The organism is uncultured Thermosynechococcus sp., from assembly GCF_938074695.1.
Lineage (GTDB): Bacteria > Cyanobacteriota > Cyanobacteriia > Thermosynechococcales > Thermosynechococcaceae > Thermosynechococcus.
In genome coordinates this window covers 15,828-29,569 of sequence record NZ_CALJEM010000065.1, presented here as the reverse complement: position 1 = coordinate 29,569, position 13,742 = coordinate 15,828, and the positions used below count along the sequence as shown (strand labels likewise).

The 13,742-nt window shown below is 54.6% G+C and carries 14 protein-coding genes and 1 tRNA gene; 10 read left to right on the top strand and 5 right to left on the bottom strand.

Annotation, left to right across the window (positions count from 1 at the left end; all coding sequences use genetic code 11):
- On the top strand, nucleotides 1–1,217 hold a 1,217-nt coding region (locus Q0683_RS09575; RefSeq protein ID WP_298977451.1), incomplete at its 5' end, for a DUF3536 domain-containing protein.
- Here Q0683_RS09575 and Q0683_RS09570 read toward each other — a convergent pair.
- Entirely contained in the window at nucleotides 1,214–1,441 is a 228-nt protein-coding gene (locus tag Q0683_RS09570) for a hypothetical protein (RefSeq protein WP_298617623.1), read from the bottom strand. The two genes, Q0683_RS09575 and Q0683_RS09570, sit on opposite strands and share 4 nt — an antisense overlap.
- 15 nt (nucleotides 1,442–1,456) lie before the next feature.
- Here Q0683_RS09570 and Q0683_RS09565 point away from each other — a divergent pair, with 15 nt between their 5' ends.
- On the top strand, nucleotides 1,457–2,206 hold the full coding sequence (locus tag Q0683_RS09565) for a DUF2993 domain-containing protein (RefSeq protein ID WP_298617620.1): 750 nt from the start codon (nucleotides 1,457–1,459) through the stop codon (nucleotides 2,204–2,206).
- Here the strand turns inward: Q0683_RS09565 and Q0683_RS09560 are convergent.
- Nucleotides 2,156–2,848: a phosphoribosylanthranilate isomerase gene (locus tag Q0683_RS09560; protein WP_298617617.1), complete on the bottom strand. Its 693-nt coding sequence runs from the start codon at nucleotides 2,846–2,848 to the stop codon at nucleotides 2,156–2,158. The genes Q0683_RS09565 and Q0683_RS09560 overlap by 51 nt on opposite strands.
- A 94-nt stretch (nucleotides 2,849–2,942) precedes the next feature.
- Between Q0683_RS09560 and psaK the strand changes: the two genes are divergently transcribed.
- Nucleotides 2,943–3,194, top strand: coding sequence for a photosystem I reaction center subunit PsaK (psaK, locus tag Q0683_RS09555; RefSeq protein ID WP_298617614.1), 252 nt, complete (start codon nucleotides 2,943–2,945; stop codon nucleotides 3,192–3,194).
- On the opposite strand, the gene Q0683_RS09550 is transcribed toward psaK, so the two are convergent.
- Together Q0683_RS09550 and pyk are read right to left on the bottom strand one after the other, a co-directional pair.
- The gene (locus tag Q0683_RS09550) at nucleotides 3,171–4,124 is read right to left on the bottom strand and encodes a serine hydrolase (protein WP_298617611.1); all 954 of its coding nucleotides are present in this window, start codon (nucleotides 4,122–4,124) and stop codon (nucleotides 3,171–3,173) included. The two genes, psaK and Q0683_RS09550, sit on opposite strands and share 24 nt — an antisense overlap.
- A 9-nt stretch (nucleotides 4,125–4,133) precedes the next feature.
- Nucleotides 4,134–5,918 (bottom strand): pyruvate kinase, encoded by a 1,785-nt coding sequence (gene pyk, locus Q0683_RS09545; RefSeq protein ID WP_298977448.1) that lies wholly within the window; start codon nucleotides 5,916–5,918, stop codon nucleotides 4,134–4,136.
- A 203-nt stretch (nucleotides 5,919–6,121) separates the two neighbouring features.
- Between pyk and Q0683_RS09540 the strand changes: the two genes are divergently transcribed.
- From Q0683_RS09540 to Q0683_RS09530, 3 genes are all read left to right on the top strand, one after another.
- Entirely contained in the window at nucleotides 6,122–7,177 is a 1,056-nt protein-coding gene (locus Q0683_RS09540) for a GTP-binding protein (protein WP_298617325.1), read from the top strand.
- Nucleotides 7,178–7,190: 13 nt separating this feature from the next.
- Nucleotides 7,191–7,346: a DUF2256 domain-containing protein gene (locus Q0683_RS09535; protein WP_298617323.1), complete on the top strand. Its 156-nt coding sequence runs from the start codon at nucleotides 7,191–7,193 to the stop codon at nucleotides 7,344–7,346.
- A gap of 99 nt (nucleotides 7,347–7,445) precedes the next feature.
- Nucleotides 7,446–8,564: a geranylgeranyl reductase family protein gene (locus Q0683_RS09530; RefSeq protein ID WP_298617321.1), complete on the top strand. Its 1,119-nt coding sequence runs from the start codon at nucleotides 7,446–7,448 to the stop codon at nucleotides 8,562–8,564.
- Here the strand turns inward: Q0683_RS09530 and Q0683_RS09525 are convergent.
- Nucleotides 8,561–10,525 carry an adenylate/guanylate cyclase domain-containing protein gene (locus Q0683_RS09525; protein ID WP_298977445.1) on the bottom strand — a complete coding sequence of 655 codons (1,965 nt, stop codon included), beginning with the start codon at nucleotides 10,523–10,525 and terminating at the stop codon, nucleotides 8,561–8,563. The genes Q0683_RS09530 and Q0683_RS09525 overlap by 4 nt on opposite strands.
- 37 nt (nucleotides 10,526–10,562) lie before the next feature.
- Between Q0683_RS09525 and Q0683_RS09520 the strand changes: the two genes are divergently transcribed.
- The 4 genes from Q0683_RS09520 to Q0683_RS09505 all read left to right on the top strand — a co-directional run bounded on the left by Q0683_RS09520 (nucleotide 10,563) and on the right by Q0683_RS09505 (nucleotide 13,740).
- Complete coding sequence (locus tag Q0683_RS09520; RefSeq protein ID WP_298612379.1) at nucleotides 10,563–11,075, top strand: hypothetical protein; 513 nt, start codon at nucleotides 10,563–10,565, stop codon at nucleotides 11,073–11,075.
- 71 nt (nucleotides 11,076–11,146) lie between these two features.
- Nucleotides 11,147–11,228, top strand: a tRNA-Tyr gene (locus tag Q0683_RS09515).
- 440 nt (nucleotides 11,229–11,668) lie between these two features.
- Nucleotides 11,669–13,459: a translational GTPase TypA gene (gene typA / locus Q0683_RS09510; RefSeq protein ID WP_298615912.1), complete on the top strand. Its 1,791-nt coding sequence runs from the start codon at nucleotides 11,669–11,671 to the stop codon at nucleotides 13,457–13,459.
- Nucleotides 13,459–13,740 carry a DUF3593 domain-containing protein gene (locus Q0683_RS09505; RefSeq protein ID WP_298615910.1) on the top strand — a complete coding sequence of 94 codons (282 nt, stop codon included), beginning with the start codon at nucleotides 13,459–13,461 and terminating at the stop codon, nucleotides 13,738–13,740. Before typA ends, Q0683_RS09505 begins: the two co-directional genes overlap by 1 nt.
- Nucleotides 13,741–13,742 lie beyond the last annotated feature (2 nt).

Genomic DNA, 13,742 nt, shown 5'->3' with positions numbered 1-13,742 from the left:
ATGCCCTGCTCATGTTTACCAGTTGTGGTTGGTTCTTCGATGAACTCTCGCGGCCTGAGGGGGTGCAGATTCTCCGCTATGCGGCACGGGCGATCGAGCTTGCGGGGGATGTTGCCGGCGTGCAGTTGGAAGCGGAGTTTGTTGAGCGTCTGAGGGCTGCCCCCAGCAATGTGCCGCAGTTTGGCGATGGGGCAGGGGTCTATTACCAGTTGGTGAAAACGGCTCAAATTAGCTTGCAGCAGGTGGCCGCCCACTATGCCATGAGTTCCCTCTTCAATAGCTACCCCCGCCACCACCAGCTCTACTGCTATGAGATTGAGCAGGGGGATTATCATCTACAACGCATGGGCAGCCTGACCTTGGCGATCGGCCAGATTCAACTTACTTCAACGATTACAACCGAGTCACAATTGCTCATCTTTGCCGTCTTGCACTTGGGGGGCTGGGATTTCCACTGCGCGATTCAACCCTTCCAAGGGCGGCGCGAATATAGCCAAATTAAAACCCATCTCCTGCAAGTTTTCCAACAGGGCAGTGCGGCGCGGGTGGTTATGGCGATTACGGAACGCTTTGGTGGCGTGGCCTACAACTTGGACGATCTCTTTGCAGAGGAACGACATCGCCTCATGGGTGTGCTGGCGCGGGAAACCCTCACCCGCTTGGATCAGCTTTATACCCAAGTCTATCGCGATAACTATGGGATTCTCATGGGGTTTCAGCGGGATGGTCTGAGTGTGCCCCAAGAATTGCAGGTGGCAGCGGCGGTGGCGTTGACCCATCGTGCCATTGGCCATTTGCGGAGTTTAGAGCAAGACCTCAGCGATCTCGGTGATTTGCCCTTGGCAGATCTGCACAGCCATTTAGCAGAACTGGCGGCGATCGCCCGTGAAGCGCGGTTGTTGGGTTGTCACCTTAGCCTTCAGGAGCAACAGCGGCCCCTCGAGCAGCAAATTAGCACCGGCTTGCGTTACCTTGCCCATCACCTCAACGGTGACACCCTTAGCCAGTTGTGTCCGCTGCTTCAGGACTTGATTACAATCGGGGATGCTTTAGGTTTGAACCTGAATTTGGATCGGGCACAGGAGCAGCTTTATAGCCTCATAGGTGAACTACGCCAGAATGGCATGCACCTTACCGAGGGCGATCGCCGTCACCTACAAACCTTAGCCACTCGCCTCAAGGTGGATCCCCACCTATTGGTGACCCTCTCGGCCTAAATCCAGCACCGAATTCCAAAAGAAGGTCGGCAAAAGGCGATCGCTGCCAAAATCCCCCCAGCGGGACACACCCCCACCCTTGTGCGGGCTTGGAGGGCGATCGGCGTGTGCTTAGACTCCCTGCTCTCACAGACTAGGAAAGTTGCCACTGGCAAGACCAAATCAGCATCCCGTTTCGTTAAGATGGGCAAATTGACCCCCAATCCGCCTAGGGGGGCATTCATGGGTGAGGAGTCGCTATGTCAATCACAGGGCCAGAAATAGCTGAAGAGTTCAATGCTGTTTCACCGTCTCTGACTTCTGAACGAGGGCTAATTCCACGAATCTTGCAACCCGCCTTGCACTGGTGGTTATCCTCGCAGTTGGAAGGGGTAACAGGTCTAGAAATTCAGATTCAGGGGAGCGATCGCCAGATTCTGCGGGGATATTTACCCCATGTGCGTGTTGCGGCCACAAAAGCCAGTTATCGCGGCATTCAGTTGCGCCAAGCAGCCGTCCAAGCCGAACAGATTCAGATCAATCTAGGACAAGTGTTGCGAGGGAAACCCCTCAAACTGTTGGCAGCCGTGCCCGTGCAGGGGGAACTGGTTTTCAGCCAAGAGGATCTCAACGCCTCCTTAGGTGCTCCCCTGCTGCAATCCGGCCTACGGGAACTCTTGAAGTTGCTGCATCAGCGGGGCTTGGGCAAAGGGGGGGTGAATCTTCAAGAGTGGCAACTACTGCATACGCAGGGAGAATTGGGGGCTGGCTACCTCAACCTAGTGTTCTCGATGGTGAATGCCCAAGGGGCGCAGGCGGACTGGCATTTGAAGACTCATCTGCGCCTACAGGATGAGCGGACGCTTTGTCTGGAAAATGTGCACTGGCAAGGGGAACGTGACCCTCACCCCACGGTGGCCATTGACTTGGGGGAAGGGGTAGCCATTCAGGCGTTGCAGCTAGAAGCGGGTGCCCTCAGGGTGCGGGGAATGATTTGCATTTATCCCTAGGTTACTCAGCAACGCCGCCACGCGACCTAAATCCTTGACGCCCGGTCGGCTTTCTACACCACTAGACAGGTCAATGCCCTGGGGTTGAGTTTGGGCGATCGCCTGCCGACAGTTTTCGGGCGTAATCCCCCCCGCCAGCCACCAAGGGCAAGGGATTTGTAGGCCTTTAAGCAGTGTCCAATCAAAGGGCTGACCCGTACCCCCCAGCTGCTGGGGATGATAGGCATCCAAGAGAATGCGATCCACAAGCGGCGCGTAGGCAGGAATCTCTGCAAGGGTGGCTGGCGATCGCACCCGCAGGGCTTTGATCAGCACGCGATCGGGGAAGGTATCCCGCACCCGCTGGCAAAATTCAGGAGATTCGCTGCCATGGAGCTGCACCCCTTGCACCCCTGTGGTTATGACAAGATGTTGCAATTCCTCCAGATCGGGATTGGCAACAACGGCTACAGTGAGCACTGCCGGGGGCAATAGGTGGCAAATGTCGGCAATCACTTCTGGGGGCACATAGCGGGGCGAGGAGCGTACAGCAATAAACCCAAGGGCACGGACGCCCATTTCGGCGATTGCGACTGCCTGCTCTGGCAAAGTCAAGCCACAAATTTTGACGGCAATGTTGACTGGGATGGTTGGGTTAAGCATTTGTAACGAGATGCACTATTTTGTAACGAACCGGGGCAGGCAATCAGGCGGTTCCCTATAATTCATGGGCAATTGTACCCATTTAGGAGGAACCATGGTGTTAGCCACACTCCCCGATACGACTTGGACGCCCTCTGTGGGTTTGGTGGTGATCCTCTGCAACCTGTTTGCGATCGCCATTGGCCGCTATGCCATTCAATCACGGGGAAAAGGCCCCGCTTTACCCATTGCATTGCCCGCCCTCTTTGAAGGCTTTGGTCTGCCGGAACTGCTGGCTACTACGAGCTTTGGTCACCTGTTAGCGGCGGGAGTGGTCAGTGGCCTACAGTACTCCGGTGCTCTCTAGGGTCGGAATACCACTGGCAATCTGACGAGAAATGAAGGGCAATACCTCTGGATTTGTACTGGCGGTGCGATTTTCCGTAAAGACCACCAAGGTATAGGGGCAGCGATCGGGTAGTTCAATATAGGCGGCATCATGGCGTACCCAACTGGTGAGTCCCGCCTTTGACCACAGCTTTGCCCCCAGCGGTAGCCCTTCCCCCAAAAAGCCCTGCACTTGGTTTTCTGCATCCTCAGCCAGCAGTTCTGGATCGAGCGATCGCTCCAGCAATTCCATCATGGCTTGACTGGCCTTAGCCGACACTGCCACCCCGCCAACGATACTGTGGAGCAGCCGAGCGGTTGCATTGGTGGTTAGCCGATTCGCATTCCGGCGATCGCGCCCGACAAACTCCTGTTCTCGCCCATAGGGGCCATCGCACCACGTTTTTTGATTCACGTTGATATGGGCTAGCTCTGGCCACCCCAACGACTGAAAATAGCGATTGACAATATTCCGCTGGTATTGCCAGGTGCGAAAGGGTGCTGGGGGCAGCACCGGACCACTGGTGGTTCCTGTGAGCATATCCACCACCAAACTGGTGGCATCATTACTAGAGTCCACAATCATATCCCGCATAGCCCGTTCCAATTCCGCATCGGGTTGGAGCATGCCACTGTGGAGCCATTCATGACAGGCCACCAAATAAAACAGCTTCACAACGCTGGCCGGATAGAAGGGCACGTCGCCCCGATAGTCGGCACCGGGGATCGAGTATTGCCAAAATTCCGCTGCTGTGAGGGCACCCCCAGTATTGACCGGAATGGGCGGCGGATACACCAGTAAGGTGAGGGCAATGTCCTCTTGTCCCAGCCAGGGAAACTGTTGCCAAGTGGCTTGAAGCGTCCGTGCGACTAAATCCGTGAGATAGGGATGGGTCCGAAAAAAAATCATCTGTCCCTCCTATTCGGGCGATCGCTCAACCCCATTGCGGGCACCGGAATAGACCAACCCCCGCTCCACATCCATTGTCAAGATGGTGCCTTCCCGAATCAGGCGGGTGGCATTTTTGACCCCAACAATCACCGGAATTCCCAGCCGCAACCCCAAAACTGCCGCATGGCTGGTGAGGCTGTCCTCTTCGGTAATAATACCTGCCGCTTTGCGAATGGCTTCTACGAGTTCAGCACTAGTGCGCTCGGCAACCAAAATTTCGCCACTATTAAACGTGCGCACGGGCATTCCTCCTTGCACCACCCGTGCAGGGCCACTCACCAACCCATGACCAATGCCACAGCCCCGTCCCATCACCGAGGTAACCAGTTCCACCTTGATCATGTCCGTGGAGCCAGGCACCCCTTGGAGTGTGCCGGCGGTCATCACCACCAGATCCCCCTCCTCAAGAAAGCCCCGCTCTTGAGCGGCGTTAATGGCTGCTTGAAACGATTGCCGCATCGAAGGGTGATCTAATGTCAGCAGTGGTTCTACCCCCCAGACCAACTGCAACCGCCGTGCCACTTCAATGTGGGGGGTTGCCGCCAAGATGGGAATTTGAGGACGGAATTTAGAAACATTCCGCGCTGTTGCCCCTGTTTTTGTTTGGGTAATAATTGCCTTAGCCTTGAGTTGAGCCGCCACTTGTCCTACCGCTTGGCTAATGGCATCGGGAATAGAACGCACTGCCATAGACTCAGCAACGGGGGGTTGACGCAGTTGGGATTGGCTGTCCATGCGGGCGGCAATTGTGGCCATCATCTTCACCGCCTCAACGGGATAGTCCCCCATCGCCGTTTCATTGGAGAGCATCACCGCGTCCGTGCCATCGAGAATGGCATTGGCCACATCGGAAATCTCCGCACGGGTGGGGCGGGGGCTTTTCACCATGCTGTCCAGCATTTGTGTGGCCGTAATCACGGGAATACCCAAGCGATTTGCCGCGGCAATTAGCCGTTTTTGCAGAATCGGCACATCTTCGGCAGGCAATTCAACTCCTAAATCGCCCCGTGCCACCATCACGCCATCACAAAGAGAGAGGATGGCATCCATTTGCTCAATTGCCTCATGCTTTTCGATTTTGGCAATCACCGGCACCTGTTTACCGGCATTGGCAATCAGTTCTTTGATCTCCAGCACATCTTGGGGATTGCGCACAAAACTCAGAGCCACCCAATCCACTCCTTGATTGAGGCCAAACATCAGATCTTCGCGATCCTTCTCTGTCAGGGCTTTAATGGAGAGGTAAACCCCCGGAAAGTTCACGCCCTTGGCATTGGAGAGGGTACCCCCCACAACCACTCGGCAGTGGAGTTCACCGGCCTCCCTGTCCACTTCTTCTACCACCATTTCCACACGGCCATCATCCAGCAGAATGGTCGCGCCGGCGGGAACCTCTTGCGCCAAGGGGGGATAGGTAATGGAACTCATGTGCTGATTGCCCATGATGGGGCGGCTCGTGAGGGTAAAGCGATCGCCCCGCTTCAGGGAAATAGAGCCATGTTCAAACTTGCCAAGGCGAATTTTCGGGCCCTGCAAGTCCTGCAAAATGCCTACGGGTTGCCCCAATTCATAGGAGATTTGGCGAATCAGGCGGATGCTGCGCTGATGATCCTCGTGGGTACCATGGGAAAAATTCAGACGCAGGGTGGTCGCTCCCGCTTGGATAATTGCTCGCAGTTTATCGGGGTGGCTGACGGCTGGACCAATGGTGGCGACAATTTTGGTGCGTCGTTGCAGCGGCTGATTGGACATACAGGGTTTAGTCGTTAAGCTCCAACAGGTTACTGTACTTTGTGGAACGCTCTAAAATGCGCAAAGAGGCGTTTGAACACAGCTCTACGGCAATAGTTAACCAAATATAAACATCTGTTTCTAGCCTACAGCGATCGCTGACCCCTTGAGCGAAGTGCAGAGGCTATAATTTGAGAACAATTCTCGCGTTTGACTCGCCGCCTATGACGACCTCTCCTGTTTCTGCAACCGCCAAAATGGAGACACTGAAGCACGGCCTGCCGGTGACAATTATTACGGGGTTTCTTGGCAGTGGCAAAACCACGCTCCTCAACCATATCCTGACCAATCAAGAGGGGCTGAAAACCGCTGTGCTCGTCAATGAATTTGGTGAAATTGGCATTGATAACCAACTCTTGGTGGCCAGTGAAGAGGACATGGTGGAACTCAGCAATGGCTGTGTCTGCTGCACGATCAACAATGATTTGGTGAATGCTGTCTATCGGGTTCTTGAACGCCCTGATAAGGTGGACTATCTAGTGGTGGAAACGACGGGGCTAGCGGATCCCCTGCCGGTGGCCTTGACATTTTTAGGTACCGATCTGCGGGATCTCACCCGCTTAGATTCGATTATTACGGTGGTGGATGCAGAAAACTTTAGTCTCGATCTGTTCAATAGCAGTGCTGCCCAAAGCCAAATTGCCTATGGTGACATTATCCTTCTAAACAAAGCGGATTTAGTGACTGAGGAACGCTTGCAGGAGCTAGAACGGCGGATTCGCGAAATGCGAGAAGGGGCACGAATCATTCGCACTGTTAAGGCTCAGGTGCCTCTTCCCTTAATTCTTAGTGTGGGGCTGTTTCAGAGCGATCGCTACTTCCATCCCGAGGCGGAGCACGAACATGATAATCCCCACGATCACGACCACGATCATGGGTGTGACGAACATTGCGACCATGGTGATCATCACCATCACTCTAATCACTTGGAGGAGGATGGCTTTACCTCTGTTTCCTTCCAGAGCGATCGCCCCTTTGAACTGCGGAAATTCCAGTATTTTCTTGACCACCAATTGCCGGAATCGGTCTTTCGCGCCAAGGGCATTCTATGGTTTAAGGAAAGTCCCCGTCGCCATGTCTTTCACCTCAGCGGTAAGCGCTTTAGCCTCGATGATGAAGACTGGAGAGGCGAACGCAAAAATCAACTGGTGCTTATTGGCCAGAACTTAGATCATCAAACGCTTCTGACGCAGCTGGCGGCCTGTGTCACCGAAGGGTAGAGCTTGGGAATCTATGGCAAAACAACGGCGCAAAGCGGACTTCCCCAGCAAAATTTGTGTCGTCTGCGGGCGTCCTTTTCAGTGGCGCAAAAAGTGGGCGGATTGCTGGCAGGAGGTGAAGTACTGTTCCGATCGCTGTCGGCGACGCCGTTCCCAGTCATCGCGGTAACTGTCAGTAGCAGTGTTGAGAAAAGTTAAGCAAATTCTGATAGGCTAGCGGCAGTTTTGCATCCATTGAGGTTCGGTGAAAGGAGCCAGCACAGGATAAATGTACGACTGCATTATTGTGGGGGGCGGACCGGCGGGCGGGGCAGCCGCTTATCATCTTGCGCGGCGCCAGCATTCAGTCTTAGTCCTTGAAAAGGCCCCTCTGCCTCGCTACAAACCCTGCACAGGGGGTGTTTCACCGGCGGTTGGCCGATGGTTTGATTTTGACTTTCAGCCTGCCATTGCCGATACCACCCGCACGGTGCGCTACAGTTGGCAGCTTGGTGATGCCGTTGAAGCCGAGTTGAGCATTCCCGAACCGATCTGGATTGTGGATCGCTCGGTGTTTGATCACTACCTCTTGCAGCAGGCACAACAACAGGGGGCGGTTGTTGCGGATCAGACCGAGGTAACCGGGATTACGTTCCAAGCAGATCACTGGCAAATCCACACGGCAACCACAACCTATGCAGGGCGCTATCTCATTGCTGCCGATGGTGCCAAGAGTCAAGTGGCTCAGTGGCTGGGTTTTAAGCCCAAAGTGGTGCGCACGGCAGCAGTGATGAGTGTACCCAACCCGACGGGCGATCGCGCCGCGCATTTTGAATTTGGCCTCGTCAAAAATGGTTACCTCTGGAGCTTTCCCAAGGGAGATCGGCGAACGGTGGGGGTTGCCGTTGTGCGGGGGAGCGATCGCCCCCACTGGGAACCCATTTTGCAGCAGTACTGCGCAGCCTATGGGCTTTCCCCGGCTGACTGTGCCATTCACTACCATCCCCTCTGTCTGTGGGCAGGTCAGCAGCCCCTGCATACCCACCATGCTCTGCTTGTCGGTGAAGCTGCGGGTCTAGTGGATCCCTTTTCTGCCGAGGGGGTTCGTCCCGCCCTCTACAGTGGCATGCGGGCTGCCGAAGCCATTGCTGCTGCCCTTGGGGGAAAAGCAGATGCCTTGGCCACCTACAGCAAGACCTTGCAGGAGGAATGGGGGACAGATTTAGTGTGGGCACAACGTCTTGCCGCTCTTTTCCATCGCATGCCGGGGGTGGGCTATCGCCTTGCCCTAAAACGCCCCTCTGCCACCCAGCGGTTGGGTCAAGTCCTCTGTGGGGAATTGCGCTATCGCGATATTGCTAGACGGGCTATGCAACGCTTGAGCAGTTCCCTGATTCCTGGGCGCTAGATCTCCAATTCAATAGCGGTGGGCTGGTTGGGGGAGAGGGCTAACCCTTTGCGGACGCCAAGAATACGAAACACTTGAATTTTGCGCTCTTTGCCCTTGAGTTCCAACGGTCCCCATGCCTCGACCTCGTAGCGATCGCCCAAGTACTCCAATGTTTCCTGTGCTACTAAAATGCGGCAGGGACTTGGTTGGCGATGCTTGTCCACACTTTCAAGGCGGGAGGCTGTATTCACACTGTCCCCAATAACGCCGTACTCGAGGCGGTTCTTGCCACCGAGACTGCCGACAACAATGGGACCTGTATAGATCCCCGCCCGCATCATCACCTGCGGTAGCCCTTGGGCGGCCCATTCGCGGTTGAGGTTCTCCAGCAGTTCTCCCAAAGCTAAGGCACAATCCACCGCATTACGAGCATCAATGGCAATGCCCTCGCGGCTGGTGCGTTTAATGGGCACGCCAAACACCGCCATAATGCCATCTCCTGTGAACTTATTAATCACGCCGTGGTAGCTTTGCACTACATCCACTACCTTTTCTAGGTAGGTATTGAGCCAGTTAAAGAGTTCCTCCGGTTCCATCCGTTCAGAAATCGTGCTGAACCCCTTCAAATCCGTAAAAAGCAGTGTGGCAATCAGGCGCTGGCCGGGCAGCTTACCATCCTTGAGGAGTTCATCTCGCCGTTCCCACAGGGCGGCGGCAATTTCCGGCGAGATAGTTTGACCAAGCAGCCGCATCACCATTTGCTGTTGCTGTTGGGCTTGCTGTGCCCTATAGGTGACTACCCCACCACTGGCAAGGAGGAGCGTCAATGCCGGTGGCACAAGCGGAATCCACCCCAGTTTCAGAAAAAAACCATAACAGGTGAGCAACAGAATCAACAGAGCGGCTCCCACAGCCGCCCCTAGGGCAACGGGATGACGTATTCGCCAAGCGAGGATAGCACCCATCAGTGCCCAAAGAATAATCCAAGTATTCTCAACACTGTCGGGCCAAAACCAAATGACGGCGCGATCGCCCAAACCGGCATCAATGAATTGCCCCACCATTTGGGCATGGATAAACACCCCCGCCATGCGCTGCTGATCTCGCAGACCGGAGCTAAAGGGGGTATAGAAAAAATCTTTGCCACTTTCAGCAATGTTGCCAATGAGAACCACGCGATCGCGAATCAATGCCGGTGCTACCCGTTCCGTCAGTACATCCTCAAGGGGCACCCACGTCACCGTCCGCTGATCACCGCGATAGTTCAGCATGATCTGATAGCCTGCTGTATCTGCTCCCACATAGCCACCATCATTGGGTTGCAGGGGTGTGAAAATACTCTGCCCCAACTGCATCACATGCGGATCCGCATCGCTGCCCCGAGGCTCAATTCCCTCATCCGCTAGATACCGCAGTGCCAGCCGCAATGGGAAGGAGTAAAGCGTATTCCCCTGATCGTCCGGCAAAAAGAGTAAACTGCGACGGACAATGCCACCCGCATCCACTGCGATATCATTAAACCCCACTCGATCGGCACTGAGGGCAGCGGGCGGGCGAATCGTCGGGTGAGTGGCATCCCCCAGTTTCGTTACAGCAAAAAGGCGATCCGAATTCAGCCAAAGGCGGTTAAGCTCCTCATGCCCCGGCGGTACAGGAAAGTCGCGGTAAATATCTAGGCCAATGGCACGGGGTTGGTGTTTGAGGAGTTTTTGGAAGGCTTGAGCATAAAGTTGATCCGGCAACGATAGGGAGCGGTAACGCTGAATATCGGCTTCGGTTACTGCCACCACCAATAGTCGTGGGTCTGGTTCAGGCATAGGGCGCAATTGCATTAGGCGATCGTAGGCACCCAGCTCCAGTGGCTGTAGCCCCCCCAGTTCGCGAATGCCAATGACAACTGTGCTGGCCACGGCACTCACGACAACAATCAGGCCCAGATCAGCAAAGGTGCGGCGAAAGTGGGACAATAGGGGCAGCATAGCTTTGCAAGCAAGAGATTTCCTTCATCCTATCGCCATGAAAAATTACTTGGTCGCGACACTGGGCGATCGCCTCCAAGCCGAGGCCGTTTATACCCAGCTTGAAAAGGACGGCTTCCCAATGGAAAAAGTAGCCCTGTTGGGTCGAGGCTACAAACAGTGGTCAGAATTGGGACTCACCGATCCATTTCAAGTCGCCCGCCGGCAAATGCAGCGCATGCTTATATGGTTAGTGCCCTTTGGCTTCTTTGCCGGCTTTACCTTTAACCAAGCAACTCAGATTGACATTCTGCCGATGCTGGATCGCCTAAACAATAGTCTTTTGGGGGGCATCTTTGGGGCGATCGCTGGCGCTCTGGGGAGTCTCACTGTAGGCGGTGGTCTCCAAGTAGTGATTACGGGTAAGTCCGGTATCCCCTTTGAAAAGCGATTGCAGCGGGGCAAATACCTGATTTTGATTCAAGGCAGCGACAGCGAGATTCGCCGTGCCGAACGTCTCCTTAAAGTACAGCCCCTAGAAAACCTGCAAAGCTACACCCTTGACGAGTAGAGAACTGTCCTCTAAACACGGGAACGCCAAGTGTCCCCCCTGATGTGGTATATTAAGGAATCACGATGAAAGGGTCGGTGCCCGAGTGGTTAATGGGGGCGGACTGTAAATCCGTTGGCTAAGCCTACGCTGGTTCGAATCCAGCCCGGCCCATCAAAGTAGATAAACTGACCCGCTTCCCCTAAACCGAGGGGTAGATAATACGGCAAATTGGCGCCCAGCCCTAAAGGTAAATATCCATAGGCGAACTTACAAAGGGAACCGCGCTTTGTCGCTGCACCTGATGCCAATCGCCTAGGTAAGGTAAGAGTAAGAGCAATCATAGCAGTCATGCCCTGCAACCAAAAATTAGGTTCCTCCAATCCTAGCCACCCCATCAAGACAGGTAGAGGATGCAGCACCACCGCTGTAGCAGGAGTATGGGTTTGCCGCCAACTCAGGCGATCCGTCATCAAGAGCACTTCCCAAATAAAAGGAAAGGGATGCCAGCAAACGCCTCTGATCCTACGGCTCAGTTCCCTTACCAAACTGCGCTAGGATTGTAAAGGTTTGTCACACTCCTCAACGTTCTATAACAAACGCAGGAAGTCACTATGAGTCTGCCGATTCGTAATGTTGCTATTATCGCCCACGTTGATCATGGGAAGACTACCCTAGTGGATGCTCTACTGCGTCAATCGGGTACCTTTCGAGAAGGGGAGGACATTCCCGAGTGCGTGATGGACTCCAATGAGCTGGAGCGGGAGCGCGGCATTACGATTCTGGCCAAAAACACGGCGGTGCGCTACAAAGACTTGACAATTAACATTGTGGATACCCCTGGTCACGCCGATTTTGGCGGTGAAGTGGAGCGTGTCTTGGGGATGGTGGAGGGCTGTCTGCTGATTGTGGATGCCAACGAAGGGCCGATGCCGCAAACGCGGTTTGTTCTCAAAAAAGCCCTTGAAAAAGGTCTGCGCCCCATTGTGGTCGTGAACAAGATTGACCGTCCCCAGGCGGAACCCTACAAGACCATTGACAAGGTCTTGGATTTATTTATTGAACTGGGGGCGGATGACGATCAGTGTGAATTTCCCTATCTCTTTGCCTCGGGCTTGGCGGGCTACGCAAAAACAGCGCTGGATGAGGAGGGCAAGGATATGCAGCCCCTCTTTGAGGCCATTGTCCGCCACATTCCACCGCCGGTGGGGAATCCCGATGCCCCCCTGCAACTCCAAGTGACGACCCTAGATTATTCAGACTATCTAGGACGAATTGTCATTGGCAAAATCCACAACGGCACCGTTCAGGTCGGCCAAGCGGCGGCCTTGGTCAAGGAGAATGGCCAAATTGTCAAGGCAAAGATTACCAAACTCTTGGGCTTTGAAGGACTGAAGCGAATTGAGTTGAATACGGCTAGTGCTGGGAATATTGTGGCGATCGCCGGCTTTAGTGATGCCAACATTGGCGAAACCATCACCGACCCCAACAACCCCCAAGCCTTGCCCCTGATCAAGGTGGATGAACCCACCCTGCAAATGACCTTCGCGGTCAATGACTCCCCCTTTGCCGGTCAGGAGGGCACCTTTGTCACCTCGCGGCAATTGCGCGATCGCCTGTTTCGGGAACTGGAAACCAACGTAGCTCTGCGGGTCGAAGAAACCGACTCCCCCGATCGCTTTGCCGTTTCTGGTCGGGGTGAATTGCACCTTGGCATTCTCATTGAAACCATGCGCCGCGAAGGCTATGAATTCCAAGTGTCTCAGCCGCAGGTAATCTACCGCGAAGTCAATGGCCAGCCCTGCGAACCCTACGAATGCCTAGTGCTTGACGTTCCCGATGAAGCCGTTGGCGGCTGTATTGAACGCCTCGGCCAACGACGCGGCGAGATGCAGGATATGCAGGTGGGGGGCAATGGTCGGACTCAACTGGAGTTTGTGATTCCTGCCCGCGGTCTCATTGGTTTCCGTGGCGAATTTATGCGCCTAACGCGCGGCGAAGGAATCCTGAACCACAGCTTTTTGGACTATCGTCCCTTGGCAGGGGAGATCAGCACCCGCCGCAATGGCGTCTTAATTGCCTTTGAGGAGGGCGTTGCCACTTTCTATGCCCTGAAAAATGCCGAAGATCGCGGTGTCTTTTTCATTACCCCCGGCACCAAAGTCTATAAGGGGATGATTGTCGGTGAGCACAACCGTCCTCAAGACTTGGAGATCAATGTCTGCAAAGCCAAACAACTCACAAACTTCCGCTCCTCCACAGGGGATGAACTGGTGCAACTACAAGCCCCTGTAGAAATGAGCCTAGAACGGGCACTGGAATACATCGGCCCCGACGAGTTAGTGGAGGTAACGCCTAAATCCATCCGACTGCGGAAAATGAGCAAGAAGCTAGTACGGCGCTAATGCTGACGAATGCCTTTTTTGCCCTTTCCCTGTTTCCCTATCTGGGGTTCTTGTACTTCATGACCCGCAACCCCAGTACACCCCGCCTCGCCCTCATTGGCTTTTATGGAACGCTGCTGTTTGTTGCCGTCACGATTCCTGCGGGACTCTATGCCCAAAAGGTTTATGGCACAACACTGGCCAACGTGGATGGGTTGCACGGGGGAGCAGAATTTTTCCTAACACTGGCCAATATTCTCATTGCCTTGGGCTTCCGCCGCACCCTCAAGGAATCCGCCTGATT

Bases quoted from the DNA above. Each gene is read 5' to 3' on its own strand.
- Q0683_RS09570 (WP_298617623.1), bottom strand. From the start codon at position 1,441: ATGAATGCCCCCCTAGGCGGATTGGGGGTCAATTTGCCCATCTTAACG.
- Q0683_RS09565 (WP_298617620.1), top strand. From the start codon at position 1,457: ATGTCAATCACAGGGCCAGAAATAGCTGAAGAGTTCAATGCTGTTTCA.
- Q0683_RS09560 (WP_298617617.1), bottom strand. From the start codon at position 2,848: ATGCTTAACCCAACCATCCCAGTCAACATTGCCGTCAAAATTTGTGGC.
- psaK (WP_298617614.1), top strand. From the start codon at position 2,943: ATGGTGTTAGCCACACTCCCCGATACGACTTGGACGCCCTCTGTGGGT.
- Q0683_RS09550 (WP_298617611.1), bottom strand. From the start codon at position 4,124: ATGATTTTTTTTCGGACCCATCCCTATCTCACGGATTTAGTCGCACGG.
- pyk (WP_298977448.1), bottom strand. From the start codon at position 5,918: ATGTCCAATCAGCCGCTGCAACGACGCACCAAAATTGTCGCCACCATT.
- Q0683_RS09540 (WP_298617325.1), top strand. From the start codon at position 6,122: ATGACGACCTCTCCTGTTTCTGCAACCGCCAAAATGGAGACACTGAAG.
- Q0683_RS09535 (WP_298617323.1), top strand. From the start codon at position 7,191: ATGGCAAAACAACGGCGCAAAGCGGACTTCCCCAGCAAAATTTGTGTC.
- Q0683_RS09530 (WP_298617321.1), top strand. From the start codon at position 7,446: ATGTACGACTGCATTATTGTGGGGGGCGGACCGGCGGGCGGGGCAGCC.
- Q0683_RS09525 (WP_298977445.1), bottom strand. From the start codon at position 10,525: ATGCTGCCCCTATTGTCCCACTTTCGCCGCACCTTTGCTGATCTGGGC.
- Q0683_RS09520 (WP_298612379.1), top strand. From the start codon at position 10,563: ATGAAAAATTACTTGGTCGCGACACTGGGCGATCGCCTCCAAGCCGAG.
- typA (WP_298615912.1), top strand. From the start codon at position 11,669: ATGAGTCTGCCGATTCGTAATGTTGCTATTATCGCCCACGTTGATCAT.
- Q0683_RS09505 (WP_298615910.1), top strand. From the start codon at position 13,459: ATGCTGACGAATGCCTTTTTTGCCCTTTCCCTGTTTCCCTATCTGGGG.